General features: G+C 73.7%; 19 protein-coding genes. 7 read left to right on the plus strand and 12 right to left on the minus strand.

Going from position 1 to position 25,469, the window contains the following annotated elements; genetic code table 11:
- The first annotated feature begins 162 nt into the window (after positions 1-162).
- Both QP089_RS40575 and QP089_RS40580 read left to right on the plus strand, forming a co-directional pair.
- Positions 163-750, plus strand: a complete 588-nt coding sequence (locus tag QP089_RS40575; protein ID WP_285919500.1) for a TetR/AcrR family transcriptional regulator — start codon at positions 163-165, stop codon at positions 748-750.
- A 9-nt stretch (positions 751-759) separates the two neighbouring features.
- The gene (locus tag QP089_RS40580) at positions 760-1,665 is read left to right on the plus strand and encodes an SDR family oxidoreductase (protein WP_285919502.1); all 906 of its coding nucleotides are present in this window, start codon (positions 760-762) and stop codon (positions 1,663-1,665) included.
- Here QP089_RS40580 and QP089_RS40585 read toward each other — a convergent pair.
- The 3 genes from QP089_RS40585 to QP089_RS40595 all read right to left on the minus strand — a co-directional run bounded on the left by QP089_RS40585 (position 1,662) and on the right by QP089_RS40595 (position 4,379).
- Positions 1,662-2,630, minus strand: a complete 969-nt coding sequence (locus QP089_RS40585) for a CapA family protein (protein ID WP_285919504.1) — start codon at positions 2,628-2,630, stop codon at positions 1,662-1,664. The two genes, QP089_RS40580 and QP089_RS40585, sit on opposite strands and share 4 nt — an antisense overlap.
- A 73-nt stretch (positions 2,631-2,703) precedes the next feature.
- Positions 2,704-3,747, minus strand: coding sequence for an SGNH/GDSL hydrolase family protein (locus tag QP089_RS40590; RefSeq protein ID WP_285919505.1), 1,044 nt, complete (start codon positions 3,745-3,747; stop codon positions 2,704-2,706).
- A gap of 116 nt (positions 3,748-3,863) precedes the next feature.
- Entirely contained in the window at positions 3,864-4,379 is a 516-nt protein-coding gene (locus QP089_RS40595) for a GNAT family N-acetyltransferase (RefSeq protein ID WP_285919507.1), read from the minus strand.
- 114 nt (positions 4,380-4,493) lie between these two features.
- Here QP089_RS40595 and QP089_RS40600 point away from each other — a divergent pair, with 114 nt between their 5' ends.
- On the plus strand, positions 4,494-4,970 hold the full coding sequence (locus QP089_RS40600) for a GNAT family N-acetyltransferase (RefSeq protein ID WP_285919509.1): 477 nt from the start codon (positions 4,494-4,496) through the stop codon (positions 4,968-4,970).
- 7 nt (positions 4,971-4,977) lie between these two features.
- On the opposite strand, the gene QP089_RS40605 is transcribed toward QP089_RS40600, so the two are convergent.
- The 3 genes from QP089_RS40605 to QP089_RS40615 all read right to left on the minus strand — a co-directional run bounded on the left by QP089_RS40605 (position 4,978) and on the right by QP089_RS40615 (position 9,188).
- Positions 4,978-5,751 carry an alpha/beta fold hydrolase gene (locus tag QP089_RS40605; RefSeq protein WP_285919511.1) on the minus strand — a complete coding sequence of 258 codons (774 nt, stop codon included), beginning with the start codon at positions 5,749-5,751 and terminating at the stop codon, positions 4,978-4,980.
- 60 nt (positions 5,752-5,811) lie between these two features.
- Positions 5,812-7,929 carry an excinuclease ABC subunit UvrB gene (gene uvrB / locus QP089_RS40610; RefSeq protein WP_285919513.1) on the minus strand — a complete coding sequence of 706 codons (2,118 nt, stop codon included), beginning with the start codon at positions 7,927-7,929 and terminating at the stop codon, positions 5,812-5,814.
- 107 nt (positions 7,930-8,036) lie between these two features.
- Positions 8,037-9,188 (minus strand): sensor histidine kinase, encoded by a 1,152-nt coding sequence (locus tag QP089_RS40615; RefSeq protein WP_285919515.1) that lies wholly within the window; start codon positions 9,186-9,188, stop codon positions 8,037-8,039.
- Between the two features lie 191 nt (positions 9,189-9,379).
- On the opposite strand from QP089_RS40615, the gene QP089_RS40620 reads away from it, so the two are divergent.
- The 3 genes from QP089_RS40620 to QP089_RS40630 are packed head-to-tail and all read left to right on the plus strand — an operon-like array spanning position 9,380 to position 12,120.
- On the plus strand, positions 9,380-10,393 hold the full coding sequence (locus QP089_RS40620) for a hypothetical protein (RefSeq protein WP_285919516.1): 1,014 nt from the start codon (positions 9,380-9,382) through the stop codon (positions 10,391-10,393).
- A 21-nt stretch (positions 10,394-10,414) separates the two neighbouring features.
- Positions 10,415-11,221 carry a hypothetical protein gene (locus QP089_RS40625; protein WP_285919517.1) on the plus strand — a complete coding sequence of 269 codons (807 nt, stop codon included), beginning with the start codon at positions 10,415-10,417 and terminating at the stop codon, positions 11,219-11,221.
- A gap of 29 nt (positions 11,222-11,250) precedes the next feature.
- A complete protein-coding gene (locus QP089_RS40630) occupies positions 11,251-12,120 on the plus strand; it encodes an inositol monophosphatase family protein (protein ID WP_285919519.1) in 870 nt (289 codons plus the stop codon).
- A gap of 36 nt (positions 12,121-12,156) precedes the next feature.
- Here QP089_RS40630 and QP089_RS40635 read toward each other — a convergent pair whose 3' ends face one another.
- Positions 12,157-13,380 carry an ArsB/NhaD family transporter gene (locus QP089_RS40635; protein ID WP_446474130.1) on the minus strand — a complete coding sequence of 408 codons (1,224 nt, stop codon included), beginning with the start codon at positions 13,378-13,380 and terminating at the stop codon, positions 12,157-12,159.
- A 67-nt stretch (positions 13,381-13,447) separates the two neighbouring features.
- Between QP089_RS40635 and QP089_RS40640 the strand changes: the two genes are divergently transcribed.
- Positions 13,448-19,330: a WD40 domain-containing protein gene (locus tag QP089_RS40640; protein ID WP_285919523.1), complete on the plus strand. Its 5,883-nt coding sequence runs from the start codon at positions 13,448-13,450 to the stop codon at positions 19,328-19,330.
- Between the two features lie 39 nt (positions 19,331-19,369).
- On the opposite strand, the gene coaE is transcribed toward QP089_RS40640, so the two are convergent.
- From coaE to QP089_RS40665, 5 genes are all read right to left on the minus strand, one after another.
- Positions 19,370-19,972, minus strand: coding sequence for a dephospho-CoA kinase (gene coaE, locus QP089_RS40645; RefSeq protein ID WP_285919525.1), 603 nt, complete (start codon positions 19,970-19,972; stop codon positions 19,370-19,372).
- 25 nt (positions 19,973-19,997) lie between these two features.
- Entirely contained in the window at positions 19,998-20,489 is a 492-nt protein-coding gene (locus QP089_RS40650) for a GNAT family N-acetyltransferase (RefSeq protein ID WP_285919527.1), read from the minus strand.
- A 38-nt stretch (positions 20,490-20,527) separates the two neighbouring features.
- Positions 20,528-22,477 carry an endonuclease/exonuclease/phosphatase family protein gene (locus QP089_RS40655; protein WP_285919529.1) on the minus strand — a complete coding sequence of 650 codons (1,950 nt, stop codon included), beginning with the start codon at positions 22,475-22,477 and terminating at the stop codon, positions 20,528-20,530.
- A 309-nt stretch (positions 22,478-22,786) separates the two neighbouring features.
- Positions 22,787-24,277 carry a 30S ribosomal protein S1 gene (rpsA, locus tag QP089_RS40660; RefSeq protein ID WP_285919531.1) on the minus strand — a complete coding sequence of 497 codons (1,491 nt, stop codon included), beginning with the start codon at positions 24,275-24,277 and terminating at the stop codon, positions 22,787-22,789.
- A gap of 245 nt (positions 24,278-24,522) precedes the next feature.
- Positions 24,523-25,469: polysaccharide deacetylase family protein (locus QP089_RS40665; protein ID WP_285919533.1), on the minus strand; the 947-nt coding region annotated here is incomplete at its 5' end.

Genomic DNA, 25,469 nt, shown 5'->3' on the forward strand with positions numbered 1-25,469 from the left:
ACCGCCTGCCATCGGGGCCCACCGCCCGCTCGCTTGCACCTCTGTCGGCTTGCTACGAGTGATCCGGTCGCGCCGGTATGCCGCCGGCCTTTACGTGGCTCAGCGCGTGCCTCGGCGGGATGTGGTTTAATAAATGTACAGTCATTTATTAATGGAGGTTCGATGGCGGGGCGGCCGCGGGGTGTGGATGACGCGGTGATCCTGCGGGCGGCGGTCGAGGTGATCGGACGGGTGGGGCCGGCGAAGCTCACGCTCGCGGCGGTGGCCGATGAGGTCGGGCTGGTGCCGGGGACGCTCGTCCAGCGGTTCGGGTCCAAGCGCGGGCTGCTGCTGGCACTGGCCGAGCGGTCGGTGCGGGACGCGGAGACGCTGCGCGAGCGGGCGCGGGACGGGCAGGAGCCGGCGCTGGCGGCGCTTCGGGGGTTCGTGACGCGGTCGTGGTCGGCGATGTCCACGCCCGAGCGGTACGCCAACCATCTGGCGTTCCTCTGCATGGACCTCACCGATCCGGAGTTCCACGAGCACGCGCTCGCGGTGCACGAAGCGAACGGGCGAGCGATCGAGATGCTGCTCGACGAGGCGATGGCCGAAGGCGGGCTCCGCGCCGGGACCGACACGAAGGCCCTGGCCGGGACGGTCCAGGCCGTCGTCGCGGGCGCCGGACTCACCTGGGCGCTCGACCGGCGGGGGACGCTGCCCGAACGGATCGGACGCGAGCTCGACAACGCCCTGGCACCGCACCTCCCGTAAGGAGAAGTCATGGAGAACCGTCCACTCAACGGCAAGGTCGCGCTGGTCGCCGGGGGCACGCGGGGCGGGGGACGGGGCATCGCCGTCCAGCTCGGGGCCGCGGGCGCGACCGTCTACGTGTCCGGGCGCAGCAGCGGGTCGCAGGGTTCCGACCTCGGGCGCGCGGAGACCATCGAGGAGACCGCCGAGATGGTCACCGCGGCCGGCGGGACGGGTGTCGCGGTCCGCACCGACCACAGCGATCCGGACCAGGTCCGCGCGCTCGTCGACCGGATCGCGGCGGACCAGGACGGTCGGCTCGACGTCCTGGTCGACTCGGTGTGGGGCGGCGATTCGCTCACCGACTGGGAGCGTCCGCTCTGGGAGCAGGACCTCGACCGGGGCCTGCGGCTGCTGCGGCGCGCCGTGGAGACCCATGTGATCACCAGCCGGTTCGCCCTTCCGCTGATGGTCGCGCGCGGGAGCGGGCTGGTGGTGGAGGTGACCGACGGGAACACCGCGCGTTACCGCGGCTCGTTCTTCTACGACCTGGCGAAGTCCGCGGTGATCCGGCTGGCGTTCGCGCAGGCCGCCGAGCTGCGGCCGCACGGGGTCGCCGCGGTGGCGATCACGCCCGGGTTCCTGCGGTCGGAGGCCGTCCTGGACCATTTGGGCGTGACGGAGGACAACTGGCGGGACGGCGCGGCGCAGGACCCGCACTTCGCCCACTCCGAGAGTCCGGCCTACCTGGGCCGGGCGGTCGCCGCCCTGGCCGCGGACCCGGACGTCATGGCCAAGACCGGGCGGGCGCTGGCCACCTGGGGCCTGTACGAGGAGTACGGGTTCACCGACGCCGACGGGACGCAGCCGGACTTCGCCGCGCACTGGGCGGACGCGCTCGTGGACGAGTACGGGCCGCTCGGCGATCCGCTCTAGCGCGCCGCGTCGATGACGAGCCGGTCGTCCTCGACGGTGACGGCGGTGCCGAACTCGGCGCACGCGGCGGCGAAGCGGCCGGCGATCCAGTCGCGGTCGGCGGCGCGGGCGCGGCGGGTGCGGGCGAAGTCCAGCCGCAGCGGGACGGCCTCGACGCGGGAGAGGCCGTCCCGGCCGAGGCGCGCCAGGAACAGCAGGCCGAGGTCGTTGCGGAGAAGATCGGACACCGCGTAGTCGTCGATGAAGTCGCCCATGTCGAACAGGACCGGCGGGGCGACGCCGTGGAAGACGTGCGCCGAGCTGCCCGCGACGAGGGACGCGCCCGCGTCCACCAGGTCCGCGGCCGCGCGGCGGACGTGCCGGAGGGGCTCCTGGGTCATGTTCGGGCCCCAGTGCGGCATGACCAGGACGAGATCGTGCGACCGGGCGAGGGTGCGGATCTCCTCCAGCAGCCAGGCGTCGGTTCCGTGCTGGAGGTCGGCGAACGCGACGCCCGGACGGTCCGGCCCGGCGGCGAAGTCGGGCGGGTGATCGGTGACGCCGACGACCGCGACGCGCAGGCCGCCGGCCTCCAGCGTCACCGGCGTCCGGGCCCGGCGGACGTCGGGGCCCGCCCCGACCGTCCGGACGCCCGCCGCGCCGAGGTGCGCGAGCGTGTCCGCCAGGGCGTCCTCGCCGAAGTCGAGCGCGTGGTTGTTGGCGAGCGTCACGCAGTCGACGCCGAGGTCGGTGAGCGCGTCCACCGCGTCGGGCGGCGCACGGAAGTGGAACGGCTTGCCCGGCGCGTCCCACGGCCGGCCGCGGTCGGACACGCAGCATTCGAGGTTCAGCAGGGCGAGGTCGGCTTCGTGGAAGACGTCCCGCACGTCCCGGGAGAACAGGCCGCAGGGGCCGGAGGCGCCGATCTCGTCCGCGACACCGCGCCCGAGCATCGTGTCGCCCGCGAGCGCCACTGTGATCGTCATCGGCTCCTCCTCCCCCTCTCCCTGGTCGTACCCGGTACGGCGGGCCTCTCAGCGCGGCGGAGTTCTGGCCGGTTCAGGACAGCGGGCGGCCGGGGCCCTTGTTGATCTGCGCGATGAACAGCTGCGCGAGCGCGTGCTGGCCGGCGACCGTCGGATGGAAGCTGCGCGGCTCGGCCTGCAGCGCCGACAGGTTCAGCGCCAGGCCGTTGATGTACGGGGCGGAACTGCCCACCTCGTGCCCGGCGAACGCGCTGTAGGCGTCGACGAACTCCACGCTGCCCCGGCCATGCCGGGACGCGAGCCGCCGGTCCACCTCGGCGACCGACTGCTGGACGAGCCGCCCGAGCTCGTAGGCACGGGCATTCAGCCACCGCTGGTCCGACACCGTGATGTTGTCCCCGCCGATCCCCTGGACCTCCGAGAACGCCTTCGGGTACCCCATCACGATCACCCGCGCGTTCGGCGCCCGCTCGGTGATCTTCTCCAGCAGGGCGGGCAGGTCCTCGCGCAGCTTCGCCATCCGGCTCGCGATGTCCTCGCCCTGCTCGGTGCAGCTGTGGCTCCACGGCAGGTGCACCACGCAGCCGCCGAGCACCTTGGAGAACCCGACGTCGTTACCGCCGATGCTGAGCGTCACCAGGCTGGTGCCACCGTTGAGGTGGTCGATCTGCGGGGGCTCGCCGTAGCGCCCCTTCAGCACGTCGGCCGTCTTGGCCCCCGAGCACGCCCAGAACGAGGAGCCCTTGGCGAAGTGGAACGTCTGCGACACCTCGTGGTAGTACGCCTTGGACGTCCGGCGGCAGCGGTCGAGGGGCTTGCGGTCGCCGACCGTCGCCTCGGCGCCGAGGCCGGCCGAGTAGGAGTCGCCCAGCGCGACGTAGGCGCCGCGCGTGGCCGCCTGGGCCGGGGTGACCCGGCTCTCCTTCGCCATGACGGGGTCGGCGCGCACCGGCGGCTCCGGCCGGGGGCAGCCGCCCCCGAACGCCTTGCACCGCGCGGCGGGCATCGCCACCAGCGGGACCACCGCGAGCGCCAGCAGCACCACCAGGACGAGGACACCGAGCCCCCGCTCGCCGAGACGCTCCCGCAGCCGACGCGGCCAGGACCCGAGGGTCATCGTCCTCCTCGCGCACCGTGGACGCCACGGCGTCCGCCTTTACGTTGTAGATCCGTTCCTGGGACGCGGGCGGGGCGTCGCGCGTTCCCGGAGAACCACCATACGTGCGGCCGCGCTCATCCGGTGCCGGCGGGCCGCGGCAGGGGCAGCCACATGACGGTGCGCGGCCCGAGGTCGTGCAGGCCCGCCTCGATCTCCGCGTCCCAGTAGCCCCTGATGCCCGGGCCCCACCGCTCCGGGGGCAGTTCGGCGAACCCGTGGCGGGCGTACCAGGGGCCGTTCCACGGGACGTCGCGGAACGTCAGGAGGCTCACACCCGGGGAGCCGCGCCCGGCCGCGCGCTCGGTCACCGCCCGCAGCAGGCGCGTGCCGATCCCCCGGCCCACGAGGTCCGCGTGGACGGAGATCTGCTCCAGGTGGGTCGCGCCGTCCACCTCCTCGACGGCGGCGAAGCCGACCGGCGGATCGCCGGCCACCAGGAACTCGGCGCCCTTGGCGATCATCACCTCGGCGATGGTCGGGCCGGGCGGGAACACGATCCCGATCGGCCGGAACAGCCGGTCCCCGGAGTCCTCGATGGACGGCAGCCCGGCCAGGTCGTCCGGCCGCGCGAGGCGAACGTCGTAGTCCATCGCGCGAGCGTAGAACGGCCTGCGCGGCCCGTGCCTCCCATTTACGGCCTGGGGAAACTTATGGCCTGGGGAAACCGGTTGCCGCAGCGGCGGGCGGATGCGACGGTGTCCGGCATGACGACGGTACGGCTGCTGGAGGTCGAGGACTGGTCCCTGTACCGGTCCGTCCGCCTGGCGTCATTGGCCGACGCGCCCGAGGCCTTCTGCTCCACCCTCGCGCGGGAGGAGGCGTTCGCGCCCGAGGTCTGGCGGGAGCGGGTCGCCGCCCGCAACACCTACCTCGCCGAGACCGAGGACGGGCCCGGCGGTGTCGTCGCGGTCGTTCCCGGCGAGGACGGCGCCGCCGAACTCGTCGGCATGTGGGTGGCGCCCGCCGCGCGCGGCCGGGGCGTCGGCGATCTCCTGGTGCGCGCCGCGCTGGACTGGACGGCCGAGCGCGGCCTCTCCGAGCTGCGGCTGTGGGTCGTCGAGGGCAACAGCCGCGCGGAACGCCTCTACGCCCGGCACGGCTTCGCCCGGACCGGCGTCACGCAGCCCCACCGTCCCGGCGAGAAGCAGTTCGAGATGGCGCACGTCCTGCCCAGGCCGTAGGACGCGGTCAGCCCACCCCGTTCGCTTCGAGGAACGGGCGGACCAGCGGCAGGACGAGGTCCAGCCGGAGGAACGCGTCGGAGTGCCCGCAGCCGGGAAGCTCCGCCAACCGGGCGCTCGGCACGGCCTCGGCGGTGCGGCGGATCTCGTCGAGCCGCGCGTCGCCGTCCCCGGCGATCAGCAGGACCGGCACGTCCGTCCCGGCCAGCGCGCCGGTCACGCCGCGGCGCCGGGAGATCGCGGTGGTCAGCGCGGCGAGGGCCTGCGGGTCGGCGGCCAGGATCACCTCGCGCATCCAGCCGGGCATCGTCCCCTGCCGCTCCAGCCAATCGACGAACGGCGCGACGCCCCGGCCGCGGAACAGCTCGGCCTCCGCCTCGACCTCGGCGGGATCAGCGTCGACGTCGCAGGCGTGGGCGCCGCCGGCGACCAGGCAGGTGAGCCGCTCCGGATACCGGGCCAGCAGGTGCAGCCCGATGACGCCGCCCATCGAGGCGCCCCAGTACGCCGTCCTCTGCACACCCTCGGCGTCCAGCACGGCGACGACGTCCTCCACCTGCCGGTCGATGCGGTAGGGGGCGGCGTCATGTGGCGTGTCGCTGCCGCCGTGGCCGAGCGCGTCGATGAGGATCAGCCGGTACCCGCCCGCGAGGGCGTCGACGTGGCCGCCGGAGCGCCACGTGGTGCGGTCGCCGTAGAACCCGTGCACCAGGACGAGCGGCGGCCCCTCCCCCACCACCTCGTACGCGATCCGGAACCCGTCGCGGCGGACTGTGCGCATCCACCGATTCTGCCGGGCGCCGTGAACGGCGGGTACCGGATTTCCGGGCGGCGGCCGGGGTTACCGGACGCCGGCCTCCTTCATCTCGCGGAGTTCGCGCTTGAGCTCCTTGATCTCGTCGCGGAGCCGGGCGGCGAGCTCGAACTGCAGGTCGGCGGCGGCCTGGTGCATCTGCTCGGTCATCTGCTCGATGAGGCCCTCCAGCTCCTCGCGGGGGCGCTCGCCGACCAGGTCGGCGGCGTGCCGGCCGACCTCCTTCGTACGGGACGCGAGGCCTGGGACGGGCGCCTTGCCGCGGCTCTGCTGGCGGCCGGCGCCACCGATGAGGGTCTCGGTATCGGCGTCCTCGCGGGCGAGGGAGTCGAGGATGTCGGCGATCCGCTTGCGCAGCGCCGTCGGCTCGATGCCGTGCTCGGTGTTGTAGGCCTGCTGCTTGGCGCGGCGCCGGTTCGTCTCGTCGATCGCGCGCTCCATCGACGGGGTGACGGTGTCGGCGTACATGTGCACCTGGCCGGACACGTTGCGGGCGGCGCGGCCGATCGTCTGGATCAGGGACGTCTCGGAGCGCAGGAAGCCCTCCTTGTCGGCGTCCAGGATCGCGACGAGCGACACCTCGGGCAGGTCGAGGCCCTCGCGCAGCAGGTTGATGCCGACCAGCACGTCGAACTCGCCGGCGCGCAGCTCGCGCAGCAGCTCGATGCGGCGCAGCGTGTCGACCTCGCTGTGCAGGTAGCGGACCTGGATGCCGAGTTCGAGGAGGTAGTCGGTGAGGTCCTCGGCCATCTTCTTGGTCAGGGTGGTGACCAGGATCCGCTCGTCGCGCTCGGTGCGCAGCCGGATCTCGTGGATCAGGTCGTCGATCTGGCCCTTGGTCGGCTTGACGACGATCTCGGGGTCGATCAGGCCGGTGGGGCGGATGACCTGCTCGACGACCTCGCCCTTGACCCGGTTCATCTCGTAGGGGCCGGGCGTCGCCGACAGGTAGACGGTCTGGCCGATGCGGTCGAGGAACTCCTCCCACTTCAGCGGCCGGTTGTCCATCGCGGACGGGAGCCGGAAGCCGTGCTCGACCAGCATCCGCTTGCGGGACGCGTCGCCCTCGTACATCGCGCCGATCTGCGGGACGGTCTGGTGCGACTCGTCGATGACGAGGAGGAAGTCCTCGGGGAAGTAGTCGAGGAGGGTGTTGGGCGCGGTGCCGGCGCCGCGGCCGTCGATGTGCCGGGAGTAGTTCTCGATGCCGGAGCAGGTGCCGACCTGGCGCATCATCTCGATGTCGTAGGTGGTGCGCATCCGCAGCCGCTGCGCCTCGAGCATCTTGCCCTGCCGCTCCATGACGGCGAGGGTCTCCTCCAGCTCGGCCTCGATGTCGCGGATCGCGCGCTCCATCCGCTCGGGGCCGGCGACGTAGTGGGAGGCGGGGAAGACGTACAGCTCCTCGTCCTCGGTGATGACCTCGCCGGTGAGCGGGTGCAGGGTGGCGAGCTTCTCGATCTCGTCGCCGAACATCTCGATCCGGACGGCGAGCTCCTCGTACTGCGGGATGATCTCGATGGTGTCGCCGCGGACCCGGAAGGTGCCGCGGGTGAACGCCAGGTCGTTGCGGCTGTACTGCATGCCGACGAGCTGGCGGAGCAGGTCGTCGCGGTCGATCTCCTGGCCGACGTGCAGCCGGACCATCCGGTCGACGTACTCCTGCGGGGTGCCGAGGCCGTAGATGCACGACACCGACGCGACGACGATCGTGTCGCGGCGGGTGAGCAGCGAGTTGGTCGCCGAGTGCCGCAGCCGATCGACCTCGTCGTTGATCGAGGAGTCCTTCTCGATGTAGGTGTCGGTCTGCGGGATGTACGCCTCGGGCTGGTAGTAGTCGTAGTAGGAGACGAAGTACTCGACGGCGTTGCCGGGCATCATCTCGCGCAGCTCGTTGGCGAACTGGGCGGCGAGCGTCTTGTTCGGCTGCATCACCAGGACGGGCCGCTGGAGCTTCTCGACCAGCCACGCGATGGTGGCGGTCTTGCCGGTGCCGGTGGCGCCGAGCAGCACCGAGTCCTTGTCGCCGCGGTCGACGCGCTCGGCCAGCGCGGCGATCGCCTGCGGCTGGTCGCCCGACGGCGTCATCTCGGTGACGACCTCGAACGGCGCCACGCGGCGCCGCAGGTCCGTGATCGGCCGCATGATCGCCCTCCCCCTGGTGTTCCTTCGCTTCCCGCCCACTCTATGCAGCAGGTACGACAATCGCGGACCGTCCGATATTTCCGCAGGTCAGACCAGTGATCAGGGGATCACGAGGCGGGCAGCGGGAGGCGGGCGCGGACGGCGTAGCCGCCGCCGCGCGGGCCGGCCTCGAAGCTGCCGCCGAGGGCGGTGACCCGCTCGCGCAGCCCGACCAGGCCGTGCCCGCCGCTCGGCAGGTCGTGCGCGGGCGGCGCGGTGGGCGGGTCGTTGGCGACCTCCACCTCGATGGCCTCGGGCAGCAGCCCGAGGTCGACGCGGGTGGCGGCGGCGCCGGCGTGCTTGTGCACGTTGGTCAGGGCCTCCTGGACGAGCCGGTAGAGCGTCCGGCCCACCGCCGCGGGCATGGGGCGTTCCACGCCGCGGACGGACAGGTCGACGCGCAGGCCCGCCGCGCCGGACTGGCCGATCAGCTCGCGCACGTGCGCGAGGGTGACGGCCTCCTGCGGGAGGGCCTCCTCCCCCTGCCGCAGGACGCCGATGACGTGCCGGAGCTCCTCCAGGGCCTGCCGTCCCATGTCGCCGATGACGGTGGCGGTCTCGGCGGCCCGTCCGGGGTCGCGGGCGGCGACGGCCTTGAGCGCGCCGGCGTGGACGACCATGACGCTGATGCGGTTGGCGACCACGTCGTGCATCTCGCGGGCGATGCGGGTGCGCTCCTCGCCCCGCGCGCGCTCAGCGAGGAGGTGCTGCTCGCGTTCCAGGCGGGCGGTGCGCTCCTGGAGGGAGGCCAGGAGCTGCTTGCGCGCGCCCATGTAGAGGCCGAGCAGGACGGGCACCGCGGTGAAGGTCGTCCCGAAGATCGCTTGGACGAGGAAGCTGTCGTTGCTCGACGTGGGCGCGGGGAAGGCGAGGCCGGCGGCGTAGTTCAGGGCCGCGACCCCCAGGACGACCCGGCGGGACGTCGCGTAGGCGGCCAGCGAGTAGAGGATCACCAGGATGACGAACGCCCCGCCGCCGGTGACGGCGCCGAACGCCGTCGCGAACAGCGCCAGCGCGACGGGGTGGCGGCGCCGCACGACGATGCACAGGCCGAGGACGACGCTGCACGCCGAGGTGACGGTGTGCGGCAGCCAGAAGTGCTGGGGGGAGAACCACAGGAACAGGCCGTCCAGGACGGCGAAGGACACGGCCAGGGTGACGTCCAGCGCGCGTGAACGCCGCGTCGGCCACGCCGCCGACCACCAGCCCCGCAGGTGCATGCGACGAGCCTATAGGCAGGTCGGAGGACCGGAACCGCCCGCGATGGGGCAGGCCTGCGCCGGGCGGCTTCGCGCAGGTGACGGGGCCGTGGCGCGCCGGCGCCCGCATCGCCCCGCGCGCGGGGCTTTCCCGCCGTCCCGGTGCTGTGGTTACGATGACGGCGCCGACTAGGACGGGGTGGCCGCTGACGATGACCCGCTTCGCCAACTGGCTCGGGAAGAACGCCGACGCCTTCATCGCGCTGGTGCTGGCGATCACCGTCGCGGTGCTCGGCCTCGGGGTGAACCTGCCGAACGAGAACGAGATCACCAACAGCGCCATCCTCGCGGTGGTCGGCCTGCTGGCCACGGCGGTGCTGCGCGACCGGGGCCGCCGGATCCCGGTGGAGGCCGAGGTGCGCGACACGCTGCGCGCGTCCTCGTCCACGCTCGACGACCTGCGCGGCAAGCTCGCGCACATCGAGCAGTTCGAGGACGTGCTGTCGGGGACCAAGCGGGCGCTGGACGAGACGGCGGTCGTGCGGGTGATCGGCGGCGGGCAGGTCGCGCAGGTGCTGGCGGAGGCGCGGCGCGACACCGACCGGTGGTTCTTCAAGGGCGGCACCGGGACCTACATCCGCGCCAAGACGCTCCCGGAGTGCGTGGCGGCCGCCCGCAGGGACCGCCGCACGCTGCTGTTCCGGCTGGAGATCCTGGATCCGACCAACGTGGAGGTGTGCGAGGCGTACGCGCGCCACCGCCGGTCGGTGTCGGACGCGCCGGACGCGACGGGCGAGAAGTGGACGCTGGAGCGCACCCGCAAGGAGGCGTACGCGACGCTGCTGGCGGCGTGCTGGCACAAGCAGCGCTTCGCGATGCTCGACATCGACATCGGCCTGGCGCAGACGATGACGACGCTGCGCTACGACCTGGCCGCCTCGCGGCTGGTGGTGACCCGCGACGACCCGCGCGGCGAGGCGCTGGTGGTCGACAGCAGCAAGTTCTACTACAGCTGGATGAGCGCGGAGCTGCAGACCAGCCTGGACCAGGCGCGCCGGGTGCCGGTGGAGCAGGCCAGGCTGGCGCCGCTGGACGACGAGCCGACGGTCGAGGAGGTCCGCAAGCTCTTCGAGGTGATCGGGATCGGGCTGGCGCACTCCTACACCGACCGGGACGTCATCGAGATCATCCGCAAGGCGCTGCGCGCGAAGGACCCCTACGAGTGAGGACGGCGTGACGGGGCGGCGATGAGGTACGACGAGATCCGGGGGGACATCCGCGCGGGCAGGGCCGCGCGGACGCTGCCGGCATGGGCCGGGCGGGTCCTGGAGGACGTCGTGGCGGGCCGCTCGCCGGTTCCGGCGGTGCGCCATCCGCTGGGCTTCCTGTGCCTTCCGGTGGAGCGCGGCGGCGATTTCGGGGTGTGCCTGCACATCTGGACGCCGGAGGTGCGGCCGGTCCCGTCGACGACGTCGCCGGTGCACTGCCACAGCTGGGACCTGCTCAGCTTCGTGCTGTACGGGACGGTGCGCAACGTCCGGATGGACGTGCGGGAGGGTCCCGGCCAGGCGGGCGAGGGCCTTGGCGAGGCGGGCGAGGGGCCCGGCGAGGCGGGCGCGGCCGTGCCGGGGAGCACCGGTCAGGTCTTCGAGGTCGTCAGCCGGGGGGACGTGGACGAGCTGCGGGCGACGGGCCGGGCCGTCCGCTACCGTTCGGGGCCTTCGGCGGCGCACCGGACGGGCGAGTCGTACACGCTGCCCGCCGGGGTGTTCCACAGCACGCTCATCGAGGACGGACTGGACGCGGCGACGGTGGCGCTGGGGCGGCAGACGCCCGGCGGCGGCGACCTGTCGCTCGGGCCGATGGACGTCCCGACGCACCAGGTGCGCCGTGCGCGCTGCGACCCCGGCGACACGGTGCGGGCGCTGCTGCGGTCGGCGCGCCGGATCGCCGCGGCGCATCCGGGTCCGGCGGGGGCCGGCCCCGCATCCCTGTCCGAGGAACCATCGTCCTCCGGCCCGCTCGGGCGCCGGTGCCGCTCGGCCCGCCGGTAGGCGGGCATGGACACGACTGGAGAGGCGCGATGAGAACCAGCACCCCGTCCCCGGCCCTCCCGGTCGATCTCGCGGCGGCCCGGCGGGTGGCGGTCGAGGCCGCAGAGGAAGCGGGGACGCTGCTGCGGTCCCGGGTGGACGGGCCGGTGGACGCCCGCCCGAAGGGCGCCGCGGGGGACGTGGTGACGGACCTGGACACGGCCGCCGAGGCGCTGATCCTGGAACGGCTGCGGTCGGCGTACCCGGGGCACCGCATCATCGCCGAGGAGTCCGGGATCCTGGACGGCGCGCCGGGCGAGGAGATGGTGTGGCTGGTCGATCCGCTGGACGGCACCAACAACGTCGCGATCGGCATGCCGGTGTACGCGGTCGGCCTGGCGCTGTGCGCGGGCGCGGAGCCGGTGCTGGGCGTCGTCCATGACCCGGTGGCGGGGCGCACCTGGTCGGCGCTGCACGGCAGGGGCGCTCTGGGCCCGGACGGGGCGCCGCTGACGCTGCCGGAGCGTCCGCGGCCGGGGCGGGAGAAGAATCCGGTGCTGGCGTGGACGCAGGGGCATCAGGTGCGTCCGGACGACGTCGCGGCGTTCCGGCTGCGGTCCGGTGTGGAGGCGCGTTGCGCGCGGATGCTGCAACTATGGGCGCCTCTGGTGGGGTGGGCGATGCTCGCGCGCGGCGACATCGACGGCTTCGTCGGGTACCTGCCGGAGATCGTGGACCTTCCGGCGGGGGCGTTGCTGGCGGCCGAGGCGGGCGCGGAGCTGCGGCGCCTGGACGGGACGCCGTACGAGCTGGGCATCGACCGTCCGCGGTCGGAGCTGAGCTTCGTGGCGGCGCGTCCGGGGATGCTCGACCGCCTGCTGGAGACGACGGCCGCCACCGCCACCGCTACCGCCCCGTGACGGGGCTCTGCGGGGCGTCGCTGTGCGGGGCGTCGCTCAGCGGGTCAGCAGCAGCGTCGCCACTGCGGCGGCGCAGCCCAGCACCGCCAGGACCGTTCCCGTCAGGACGAACTTGCGCATCGGGACGCGCACGTCCCAGCGGCGGCACCACTCGAACCACAGCAGGGTGGCGAGCGACCCCCACGGGGTGATGACGGGCCCCACGTTCGTCCCGATGAGCAGTGAGAGCAGCTGGTCCCGGTTGGCGGCCGGCACTGCGGACTCCCCCGCGACATAGGCGGGCAGGTTGTTCAGGATGTTCGACAGGCCCGCGCCGGAGAACCCGGCCCGCAGCGCGCCGGAGACGCCGTCGTCGGCGCCGACGAGCGAGCGCATCGCGTCGTCCAGCCCGTAGCGCTCCAGGGTGGGGACGACGAGGAACAGCCCGGTGACGAACACCATCAGCTGCCACGGGATCAGCGTGGGCCGCAGCGCCGACCGGTCGCGGACGGCGAACGCGGCGACGGCCACGGCGGCGGCCACGGTCGTGGCGATGCCGAGCTGCACGCCGGTGTGGACGCCCGCGAGGATCGCGCCGATGAACAGCAGGCACGCCAGGCCGGTCGCGGAGAACAGCACCCGGTCGCGCACGGGGACGGATTCCGGCGGGTCGTAGGTGTCCGCGCCGCGCATGCGGCGCCGCCAGTAGAAGACCCACAGCAGCGCCATGGTGACGGCCAGCACCGCGACCTGCGGCAGCCACATGCGGGCCGCGAACTCGGAGGTCTCCAGCGCCACCCGGTCGGCGGCGAGCAGGTTGGTCAGGTTGGAGACCGGCAGCAGGAGGCTGGCGGTGTTGGCGAGCCACACCGTCGTCATGGCGAGCGGCAGAGCGGCTATCCGCGCGCGTGCGGCGAGCGCCAGCATCACGGGGGTGAGCAGTACCGCCGTCGTGTCGAGGTTGAGGAAGACGGTGTTGACCGACGCGAACGCCACGCACAGCAGGAACAGGGCGGCGTAGCGGCCGCGTCCCGCGCGCGCCATCCGCTGCGCGATCGCGTCGAAGACGCCGGCCTCCTTGGTCAGCTCCGCGAGCACGATGATGGCGAACAGGAACAGCAGCAGCGGCGCGATGCGTCCGAGGCTGGACCGGGCGGAGTCGGCGGGCAGCAGGCCGGTCGCCACGAACAGCACGCCGAGCACCAGGACGCCGATGCGGATCCAGTCGAGAACGCCCAGCGAGCGGGCCGCGCGGCGGGCGATCTCGATCGGGGGCGACACGCGCGACATGATCCCATAACCCGCCCGGTGCGCCGGCGATCGCCGCCCGGCGGTGGATACTGAGCGCATGACTCCCCCCGGCGGCCCCCCACGGCAGGAGCGTCCCACCGACTTCTTCGTCAGCTACTCCCCCGCCGACGAGCGGTGGGCGTCCTGGATCGCCTGGCAGCTGGAGGCGGCCGGGCACCGGACGATGATGCAGGCGTGGGACTTCGTCCCCGGCACGAACTTCATCGACTTCATGGACCGGGGGCTGTCGGAGGCCAAGGCCGTGGTGGCGGTGCTGTCGCGCAACTACCTGCGGTCGCGGTACGGGCGGCTGGAGTGGATGGCGGCGCTGCGGGCCGATCCCGACGACCCGGCCCGCAAGCTCGTCACGGTGCGGATCGAGGACTGCCCGATCGACGGGCTGCTGTCGACGATCACCTATGTCGACCTCGTCGGCGTCGACGACCCGGAGGAGGCGCGGGACCTGCTGATGCGGCGCATCCAGGAGGCGCTGGCCGGGCACGCGCGCCCCGCGGACGGCCCGGGCTTCCCCGGGGCCGGGCAGCGCGTCGGGAGCGGCCGTGCGGCGATCGTGGGCCACGTGGAGGGTGCCGGACCGGGCGAGGCGGCGGCGGGCGGGCCGGAGCAGACCGGTGAGCGGCCGGCGCGCCGCGCGCCCGTGGCGGCGCCGGCGTTCCCCGCCGCGCGCGGCGGGGAGGGGCCCCGCGAGCACGTGAGCGCGCTGCACGTGTCGGGCCCGCGGTTCGGCCGCACGCTCGCCGAGCCGGGCGAGCCGACGACGGCGGCGGAGCTGCAGGACCGCATCTGGAGCGATGTGACGCGGCTGGCCGACGCGGGCGTGCCGCGGCCCGACCTGCTCGTCGTCACCGGCAACCTCACCCACTCCGGCAGCCGCAAGGAGTTCGCCGAGGCGCTGTCGTTCCTGACCAGCCTGCGCGCGCTGCTCGGGCTGGAGGCTCAGCGCGTGGTGGTGGTGCCGGGCACGCACGACGTGACGAAGGCGGCCTGCCAGGCGTACTTCTCCAGCTGCGAGGCCGACGACATCGAGCCGCAGCCGCCGTACTGGCCGAAGTGGCGGCACTTCGCGAACCTGTTCAAGGAGTTCTACCAGGGCCTGGACTCGCTGATCTTCGACAGCGCGCAGCCGTGGACCCTGTTCCCCGTCCCCGACCTGAAGGTCGTGGTGGCCGGGCTCAACTCGACGCTGCCGCAGTCGCACCGCGAGGAGGACCGGTACGGCCGGGTCGGGCAGGCGCAGGCCGCCTGGTTCAACGAGCGGCTCCGCCATTTCGAGGACGAGGGATGGCTGCGGCTCGGGGCGGTCGAGCACACGCCCGTCGCCGGCGAGCCCGGGGCGCTGCGCGACCCCGAGACGGTGGAGACGCTCCTGGGCGGCCACCTCAACCTGTTCTTCCAGGGCACCGAGTCCGACTTCGGCGCCGTGCCGCTGCTAGGCTCCGGCGTCCCGTCGGTCCCGGCGCTCGGCCCCGGGCGGCACCAGACCGTCGTCCTGCGGCCGGACGGCCTCGAACGGTGGATCCCCGAGGAGGCCGCGCGGCGCGGCCCCGAGCGCCTGGGGACCCCCTGGTCGCGCGTCGAGGGAACGTTCCCGCCGCGCGAGCGGGCGACGCCTCCCGGGCCGTCGGGGCCCGTCCCCGAACTCGGCCGCGGCGGGCCCGCCGACGGCCCCGCCGACCCGGCGCCCGACCCCACGGCCCGGCTGCTGGACCGGCTCACCGAGGCGTGCGAGACCCGGTTCGAGCGCGCGACGATCCGCCGCGTCGTCCCGCCGCGGCTCTCCGGAAGCGCGGGCGACGACGGCCGCGCCGACCCGCCCCACCTGCTGCTCACCCACCTGGAGGACGGGTTCGTCCGCCAGTACCGGATCGGCGCGCACGTCGGGCAGGTGACCGAGGCGGACGTCGACGCGTTCGTGCGGCACGTGCACGCCGACGGCGCCGACCACGGCTCCGAGCTGGTCTACCTCGGCCCGGCGCCGCCGCGGTCGCTGCGCGAGGACGCGCTGCGCCGCGGCATCCGGGTCCGCAGCCTCACCGAGTTCCAGGGCCTGCTGGACCTGTCGGAGTACGTGGCGGGGCAGACGGCGCGGCTGTCGGCGGGCGGGCTGTACCCGCCGTCGCTGTACGTCCCGCAGCGGTACCGGGAGCTGGACCGGTTCCGGCCCGAGACCCCGTCCGGCGACGCGCCGGCGGAGGGCGTCGGCGTGCAGGAGGACGTCGTCGGCGAGATGCTGCGGCTGCTGGCCGCCGACCACGGCCGGTTCCTGCTGCTGCTCGGCGACTTCGGCCGCGGCAAGACGTTCGCGCTGCGCGAGCTGGCCCGCCGCATCCCCGAGGAGCTGCCGCACGTCGTCCCGATCCTCATCGAGCTGCGCGCCCTGGACAAGGCGCACTCGGTGGACGGCCTCGTCGCCGCGCACCTGGCCAACCACGGCGAGGAGCTGATCGACCTCAAGGCGTTCCACTACATGCTGCGGCAGGGCCGCATCGTGCTGCTGTTCGACGGGTTCGACGAGCTGGTCACGCGGGTGACCTACGACCAGGCCGCCGACCACCTCGACACGCTGCTGCAGGCCGCGCAGGACAAGGCCAAGATCGTGGTGGCGAGCCGCACCCAGCACTTCAAGTCTCAGGCGCAGGTGCTGACCGCGCTCGGCGAGAAGGTCGGGGTGCTGCCGCACCGGCGCGTCCTCGGGCTGGAGGAGTTCACGCCCCGGCAGGTCCGCTCCTACCTGGTGAACCGGTACGGCGACGAGCACGCCGCCGACGACCGCCTCGGCCTGCTGTCGGGGATCGAGGAGCTGCTCGCGCTGACGTCCAACCCGCGCATGCTGAGCTTCATCGCCGACCTGCCCGAGGACCGGCTGCGCGCCGTCGCGCAGGCCCGCACGACGGTCAGCCCCGCCGACCTCTACCACGAGATCCTGTCGTCGTGGCTGGCCTACGAGGCCGAGCGGGTCCGCGGCGGCGGCGGGCCGTCCGGGCTCGGCACCGACGACATGTGGGAGGCGGTCGGGACGCTGGCGCTGCGGCTGTGGGAGGGCAACGAGCAGTTCCTGCGGCTGGCCGAGCTCGCCGACGTCGCCGACACCCTCGCCGGCCTCGCCGAGGGGCGGCTGTCGCCGCACCAGGTGACGCACGCGGTCGGCGCGGGCAGCCTGCTCGTCCGCACCGACGAGGGCCTGTTCGGGTTCATCCACGGCTCGGTGATGGAGTGGCTCGTCGCCCGGCACATCGCGGGCGAGTTCGCGCGCGGCGCCGCCCCGGCGGCGCTGAGCCGGCGGGCGCTGTCGCAGCTCACCGTCGACTTCCTGTGCGACCTCGCCGACACCCGCGCCTGCCAGGACTGGGCCGCGGGCGTGCTCGCCGACCCCGGCGCCGACGACGTCGCCCGCGCCAACGCCATCCGCGTCACCACCCGGCTGCGCACCCCGGCCCGCACCGACCTGCGCGGCGCCCGCCTGCAGGGCGAGGACCTGTCCTACCGCGACCTGCAGGAGGTCGACCTGACCGGCGCCGACCTCACCGACGCCCAGCTCGTCGGCGCGAACCTGTCGCGCGCGGTGCTGCGGGACGCGTCGCTGGCCGGAGCCCGGCTGGACGAGGCGCGGCTGACCGGCGCCGACCTGCGCGGTGCCGACCTGTCGCGGGCCCGGCTCGCCCGCGCCGACCTGCGCGACGTGGCCGTCGAGGGCAGCCGCTGGACCCGCGCCGCGCTCGTCGACGCCGACCTGCCCGACCGGATCGCCGCCGCCCCCGAGCTGCGCGAGGCCGCCATCGCCCCCGGCCGGCCCATCGACATCCAGGTCGCGCCCGCCGCCGTCGGCGTCCCCTACGGCTTCCACTTCCAGACCAGCCGGCTGCCGCAGCCGCTCGCCTACAGCCCCGGCGGGTCCGTGCTGGCCGTCGGCAGCGAGGACGGCGGCGTCCTGGTCTGCGACGCCGTCACCGGCACCCCGCTGCGCACCCTGCAGGGCCACCGCGACCGCACCTACGCGGTCGCGTTCGACCGCGACGGGAACCTGCTGGCCAGCGGCTCGGCGGACGGGACCGTCCGCCTCTGGGACCTGGCCACCGGGGGCTGCGCGCACACCCTCGCCGTCCACCCCGACGGGGTCTGGCCGGTCGTCGTCGGCGGCCGCGCGCCCGCCGGCGGAAGCCTGCTCGCGGCCGGCGCCGCCGACGGGACGGTCCGGGTGTGGGACGCCGCGACCGGCGCGCACCTGCACGACCTCGCCGGGCACACCGCGCCCGTCTACACCGCCGTGTTCGATCCCGCCGGGTCTCTCATGGTCACCGGTGACGCGGGCGGCACCCTGCGGGTCTGGGATCTCGCGACCGGCGCGCTGAGGCGCGAGCTGACCGGACACCGCGGCGCGGTGTTCCGCGCCGTGTTCCACCCCGGCGGCTCGATGCTCGCGGCGGGCGACGAGGCCGGCATCGTCCGGCTCTGGGACATCCGCACCGGCGAGATCCGCCAGGAGCTGCTCGGCCACACCGGCCGCGTCTACGCCATCGCGTTCCACCCCGGCGGCGACCTGCTGGTCACCGGCGACACCGACGGGTCGGTCCGGCTCTGGGAGGACGGCCGGCACCGCGCCACCCTCTCCGGCCACGCCGGCGGCATCTACCAGGCGACGTTCAGCCCGGACGGCGGCCGCCTCGCCACCGCCGACAGCGCCGGATCCGTCCGGCTGTGGGACGCCGGGACCGGCCGGCAGCGCCTCGAGCTCGCCGGGCACCGCGGCGCCGTCTGGCCGTTCGCGTTCCGCCCGGACGGCCAGCAGCTCGCCACCAGCAGCAACGACGGCACCGCGCGGCTGTGGGACGCCGAGACCGGCCAGTGCCGCACGGTGCTGCGCGGCCACGGCCGCCGCGTCACCGGCGTCGCGTTCAGCCCGGACGGCGGGCTGCTGGCCTCCAGCGGCAACGACGGCCTGGTCCGGCTGTGGGAGCCGCGCACCGGACGCCTCGTCCGCGAGCTGCGCGGCGTCGCCGACAACCTCACCTCCGCCGCGTTCAACAACCGCGACTCCCAGCTCGCCACCGCCACCAACGACGGCGGCGTCCACCTCTGGCAGGCCGGCACCGGCGCCTTCGAACGAGAGCTGAACGTCGAGACCGACCACGTGTGGGCGCAGGCGTTCGCCCCCGACGGGGACGTCCTCGCCACCGCCAACGACGACGACAGCGTCCGGCTCTGGTACTGGACGAGCGGCCGGGAGATCGTCAACCTCGCCGACCACCGCGGCCGGGTCCGCTCGATCGCCTTCCACCCTGGCGGCGACATCGTCGCGACCGGCTGCGACGACGGCGTCGTCCGGCTCTGGGACCCCGCCAACGGCGAGCTCGTCTGGAACCTGCGCGGCCACACCCACCGCGTCTACCAGGTGGCGTTCTCACCGTCCGGCGACGTCCTCGCCAGCGCGAGCAACGACGGCACCGTCCGGCTGTGGGACCCCGCCTCCGGCGACGCACTGCACGAGCTGCGCGAGCACGCCGGGCGCCTGTGGACGACCGCGTTCCACCCGTCCGGCACCATGCTCGCCAGCGCCGGCGACGACCTGGTCGTCCGCCTCTGGGACCCCGCCACCGGCCGCCTCCTGCACACCCTCACCGGCCACACCCGCCGCGTGTGGTCGGTCGCGTTCAGCCCGGACGGCGCCCAGCTCGCCTCCGCGGGCGACGACGGCGCGATCATCCTGTGGGACGTCACCGACCCGTCCGCCCCCGCGCGCCGCGCCACCCTCCTCGGCCTCGCCGAGGGCTGGGCCGCCCTCGCCCCGGACGGCCGCTACAAGTGGGAGGGCAACGCCACCGCCGAGTTCTGGTACGCCGTCGGCATGTGCCGCTTCGAACCCGGCGAACTCGACAACTACCTCCGCGAAGTCCGCCAACTCCCCATGGAAGCCGCGTTCTAGGCACTCCGCCTTCTGAACACGACAAAGCCGCCTGGGACTTCAGCGGGTGGCGGCTTGGCGGGTGAGGGTTTCCCAGAGGGCGTCGACCTGGGATTTGAGGTCGTCGAGGGTGCCGGAGTTGTCGATGACGTGGGTGGCGACGGCGCGGCGCTGCTCGCGGGTGGCCTGGTTCGCCATCCGGGCGCGGGCGTCCTCCTCGGTCATGCCGCGGCGGGACGTCAGCCGGTCCAGCTGGGTCTCCTCGGGCGCGTCCACGACCACGACGGCGTCGTACATGCCGGCCAGGCCGTTCTCCGCCAGCAGCGGGACGTCGTAGACGACGATCGCGTCGGCGGGCGCGGCGTCCATCAGCTCCTGCATCCGCTCCCCCACCAGCGGGTGGACGATGGCGTTGAGCGCGGCGAGCCGGTCCGGATCGGCGAACACGATCCTGCCGACCTTCTCCCGGTCGAGGGCGCCGGACGGCAGCAGCACGTCCTCGCCGAACTCGGCGACGACCGCGGCGAGGCCGGGGGTGCCCGGCTCGACCACCTCGCGGGCGATCTTGTCGGCGTCGATGACCACCGCGCCGCGCCGGTCCAGCCGCGCGGACACCTCGCTCTTGCCCGACCCGATCCCGCCGGTGAGTCCCACTTTCAGCACGCGCCCACCCTAGCGGTCGCGGAATTCAGGGGGTTTCGGCGGGGACGAGGGTCTTGCGCATGTGCACGAACGTCAGGTGCGCGGCGACCCGCTCGCGGTGCGTCTCGGCGTACCCGAGCCGCCGGTACAGGCGCAGGTTGCCCTCGCTGAGGTGCCCGGTGAACAGCACGCACGCGTCGACGCGGCCGGCGACGGCCTCCTCCAGCTCCCGCATCAGCCGCCCGCCGATGCCGCGGTCCTGCATGTCGGGCGCGACGACGAGCCGCCCGACCAGGCAGGTGTGGTCGCTGAACTGGGCGCGGACGGCGCCGACGAGCCGGCCGTCCAGCACCGCCTTCAGCACCACCGCGTCGCCCGCCACGACCTTGCGCATCTGCTCCAGCGACTCGACCAGCGGCGGGATGAACGGGTCGCCGTACAGCTGCGCCTCGGTGACGTAGGCGGCGCGCTGCAGCGTCAGCAGCTCTCCGGCATCGGCCGGGGCCGCCGGCTCGACCGTGACCGTCGGCTCGCTCATGCGCCCGACCCTAGCGGGCCCGGCCCCCGCCGGAGCCGTCACTTCCCGACCCGGACGGTGACCGCGACGGGATAGTGGTCGGAGGCGCGCGAGCGCACCACGCCGTAGTCGGAGAAGACGACCCCGTCGGACCCGAAGATCCAGTCGAGCCGCTCGCCGTCGGCGGTGGTGGGCGACGGGTCGCCACCGAGGGCGGCGCTGCGCAGGTCGGTGCCGGTGCTCATGTCGGCCAGCTCGGGGCTGTCGGCCTCGGCGTTGAAGTCGCCGCCGATGACGGTGCGGGGCGCGCCGGCCCACGCCCGCAGCAGCGCGGCGACCTCCCGGGAGCGCTCGTCGGACTTGTCGTCGCCGACCTCCAGGTGCGTCGACCACACGTCCATGGTGGTGGCGCCGACGCCGAGCCGCGCCCACACGTAGCCGCGGATCTGCGACCAGTCGTCCTTCGCCATCCGGCCGGTGCCCGACCCCTTCACCGGCAACGAGGTGAGGATCGCGTTGCCGAACTGGCCGTCGGCGGCCGGGCCCCAGATCAGCTTCATGCCGAGGCGCCGCGACAGCCACACCCCGACGTCGGTGGTGCCCGACAGCAGCGACCCGCGTCCGGTCTCCTGGAGCAGGACGACCTGCGCGCGCTGCGCCTCGATCGTGCGGGCGATGCCCTCGGGGTCGAGCTGCCCGTCCTGGTCGACGGCGTCGTGGATGTTGTAGGTGAGCAGCCGCACCTGCCCGGGCGTGCCGGCCCGCGCCGTCCCGTCGGGGGCGGCGACGGTGAACACCAGGGTGCCGGCGAACAGCACCAGCGAGGCGCCGCCGGCGATGAGGGCCCGCAGCGGGGCCCGCGCGGGCAGCGGCCCGCCCCGCGCCGCGGCGATCGCGGCGAGCGCGCCGAGCAGGATCCCGGCGAGGCCGGGCAGCAGGTTGTTCGGGAACGGCAGCGGCGTGACCGCGCTGACCTGGTACGGGACGAGGACCACCGCGACCAGCAGGCCGCCCAGGGCCGCGCCGGCGTCGATCCGCCAGACCGGGCCGCCGGTCCCGGCGCGGCGCAGCGGCGCCCGGCACGCCACCGCCAGCAGCCACGCCGCCAGCACCTGCCCGGCGATCACGATCGGCACGACCTCGACGCCGGAGACCGCGTAGGTGCCGGCGACGGCGCCCGCGCCGACCCCGAGGACGGTGCCGCCGAGCACGCACACCCCGCCGGGGACGGCCCGCACGGCCAGGCCGGAGGCCAGGAACGCCAGCGCCAGCCCCTGCCCGACGACGATCGTGGCGTGCGCGGCGGTCAGCGACATCCAGCCGGACGACGCCACGAACGCGGGGCTGGACAGCACCAGCACCTGCAGCGCCAGGAACGGCCCGAACGACGCGGCGCCCAGGGCGTCCCGCCAGGCGAGGCCCGGCGCGGCGACGGCCCCGGAGGCGAGCTCACGGTAGAGCGCCGCGACGCCGAGGCCGAGGAACGCCAGGCAGACCAGCCACGGCCAGACCCCGGTCCGCCAGACCGGGTCCCAGGTGGTGAAGCACATCCGCACGGCCGCGTCGGCGGCCAGCCCGGCGACGGTGGCGGTGGCGAACCCGACGCCCGACAGGCCGCGGGCGCCCTCGTACAGCGCCGCGACCGCGATCATGCCGATGGCGGTGCCGGCGAGGGCGAGCCAGACCTGCGGCGCGGTGATCTGCGCCACCAGCCGGACGGCGAACAGCCCGCCGACCCCGGCCAGCAGCAGCCCCCGCGCGCCGGCGGCGCGCCGGATCAGCGGGGCGGCGAACCCGGCGAGGTACACCACCAGCACGACCGCGGCGGCGACGCCGGTGCCGGCCCCGTCGGCGAAGTGGTCGATCTGGGGAAGCGAGAAGCGCAGGGTCTGCGCCAGCACCGCGACGGTGGTCGCGATGAGCGTCAGCCGGGCCGGGCCCTGCGGGACGATCGACGGTCCGGGCGCTGCCGGCCCGCCGGTCTTGGTGCCTACCTCTGTGCTGGCCAATTGAACGAGTGCTCCCGGGGGACGAGCGGACCTACGGGTGTGCGGCGGCCGGTGTCGAGCGGCCCCTGCGGACTTTACGGCCCCGGCGCGCGCCGTGCGGGCGAAACCGGACACGAGGGGAGCCGGTCGCACCGGCGGGTGAAACCGGCCACGGCCGGAGCGCGATCCGTGGATCGCGCTCCGGCCGTGGCCGGGACAACCTGTGGGGCGAGGCCCCGGGCTCCGGACCCCCGCCCGGCAGGGGCGGGCGTCCGGAGGTCGTCCGCCGTGCGGACGCCGGGGCGGTGCGCACCGGTGGTCAGTGACGGGTCACTGGCCGCCGGACAGCTTCTCGCGGAGCGCGGCGAGCGCCTCGTCGGTGGCCAGGGCGCCACCGCCGGACTCGCTCTCGCCGCCGCCGGAGTAGGAGGTCTCCCCGCCGCCGCCGCCGGTGCTCGCCGCGGGGCCGGTCTCGGCCTCCGCCTCGGCCTTGCGGGCCTCCTCGATCTGCTTGCGGTGCGCGTCGAAGCGGGTGCGCGCCTCGGCGTACTGCCGCTCCCAGGTCTCGCGCTGCTCGTCGAAGCCCTCGAGCCACTCGCCGGTGTCGGCGTCGAAGCCCTCGGGGTACTTGTAGTTCCCCTGCTCGTCGTACTCCGCCGGCATGCCGTACAGCGTGGGGTCGAAGTCCTCTTCCTCCATGCTGGCGGCGCCCTCGTTCGCCTGCTTGAGCGACAGGCTGATCCGCCGCCGGTCGAGGTCGATGTCGATGATCTTCACGAAGATCTCGTCGCCGACCTGGACGACCTGCTCGGGGATCTCCACGTGCCGCTCGGCCAGCTCGGAGATGTGCACCAGGCCCTCGATGCCCTCCTCGACGCGGACGAACGCGCCGAACGGCACCAGCTTGGTGACGCGGCCCGGCACGACCTGCCCGATCTGGTGGGTGCGGGCGAACTGCTGCCACGGGTCTTCCTGGGTCGCCTTGAGCGACAGGGAGACGCGCTCGCGCTCCATGTCGACGTCCAGGACCTCGACCGTGACCTCCTGGCCGACCTCGACGACCTCGGACGGGTGGTCGATGTGCTTCCAGGACAGCTCGGAGACGTGCACCAGGCCGTCGACGCCGCCGAGGTCGACGAACGCGCCGAAGTTGACGATCGAGGAGACGACGCCCTTGCGGACCTGGCCCTTCTGCAGGGTGTTGAGGAAGGTCTGGCGGACCTCGCTCTGCGTCTGCTCCAGCCAGGCGCGGCGGGACAGGACCACGTTGTTGCGGTTCTTGTCCAGCTCGATGATCTTCGCCTCGAGCTCGCGGCCGACGTAGGGCTGCAGGTCGCGGACGCGCCGCATCTCGACCAGCGACGCGGGCAGGAAGCCCCGCAGGCCGATGTCGAGGATGAGGCCGCCCTTGACGACCTCGATGACGGTGCCGGTGACGATGCCGTCCTCGTCCTTGATCTTCTCGATCGTGCCCCAGGCGCGCTCGTACTGGGCGCGCTTCTTGGACAGGATCAGCCGGCCTTCCTTGTCCTCCTTCTGGAGGACGAGGGCCTCGACGTGGTCCCCGACGGTGACGACCTCGTTGGGGTCGACGTCGTGCTTGATGGAGAGCTCGCGCGAGGGGATGACGCCCTCGGTCTTGTAGCCGATGTCGAGGAGGACCTCGTCACGATCGACCTTGACGACGGTGCCTTCGACGATGTCGCCGTCGTTGAAGTACTTGATGGTCTCATCGATCGCCGCGAGGAAGGCTTCCTCGGACCCGATGTCGTTGACCGCTACCTGCGGGGTGGTCGAGGTGGCCTCGGTGCTACTCGTCATGTGTCGGCTGGCTCCGGTACGGACATGGAAGTCGTCATGGGTTGTGCGCGGAGGGCCGTCCGCCCTGCCGAGAACCGGAAGGAACGCGGTGCTGACCGCGTCAGTGAACCGAACCGATGTCGCCGACCTGACCGAGCGCGAGCCTGCTCCGTCCGAAGCGCGCGCAGGCCCACAGCGCAGCGATCAGAATATGGGACGCGGCGCCCCTGGTCAATCCGGTGCGGGAACCGCCGGCCCGCGCGCGTTCAGTAGACCCTCGCCCACGCCCGGTACGGCTTGCCCAGCCGGTCCTCGAGCATGTTGGGAAACGTCACCGTGTTCGGGTCCCCGTCAGATGTGTACCGCTCATCGGGGTGCTTGTCCAGATAATCCAGCCAGGCGGTCGAGCAGTACTGCCGGCAGTCGTCCTCCTTGATCTTGCCCTCGGACCGCACCCGGTCGATCGCCCACCGGTCGAACCGCCCGTCGAACGGCGACACCGACGGCCGCCATCCCGCCAGGAAGATCCCCTGGAAGGCGTACGAGCCGTCCTTCTTCTCCGCCCACGCCGCCTTGTGCGGGGCGACCCCGAACGGGTAGGCGAACGTCGTCGTGTGCGTCCCGGTCATCTTGACGATCTCGTCCTCCATGCCGCCGATCTCCTTGTACACCTCGTCCTTGGACAGATGCGACAGGTCGGGGTGCGACATGGTGTGGTTGGCGATCTCGTAGCCGTGCTGGGTGAGCCACTTCAGGCCCGCCGCGGCCTGCATGTCGCTCATCCCGAACAGGTCCTTGTTCAGGTAGAACGTCGCCGCCGGGCGGAATCCCGGGTTCTCCCGCGCGACCCGCTCGATGACACCGACCGCGGTGTCGGGCTCGGGGTTGCCCTGCGAGTCCAGCCCGAAGTGCCCCGGCGTGCTGTCGTCGAAGGTCAGCACCACCGGGTGCTTGCCGGCGGGCACGTCGATCCAGCCCTTGACGAACTGCGCCGCGGTGATCGGCACGTACCCGTCCTTGGCGAGCCGCGTCAGCTCGTCGTACAGCTCCTTGGTCGAGCGGTCCAGCGACTGCTGCGGCTTCACCATGATCCGGTGGTACATGATCACCGGGATCTGGCCCAGCTCGTCCGCCTTCGCCTGCGCCGCCGCGGGCGCCGCCGCCGCGAGCCGCGCGGGCACCGCCGGGCTCGCCGGCGCGCTCGCGGGCGCCG

The sequence above is a fragment of the Actinomadura opuntiae genome (genome assembly GCF_030283205.1).
In the GTDB taxonomy this organism is placed as follows: Bacteria; Actinomycetota; Actinomycetes; order Streptosporangiales; family Streptosporangiaceae; genus Spirillospora.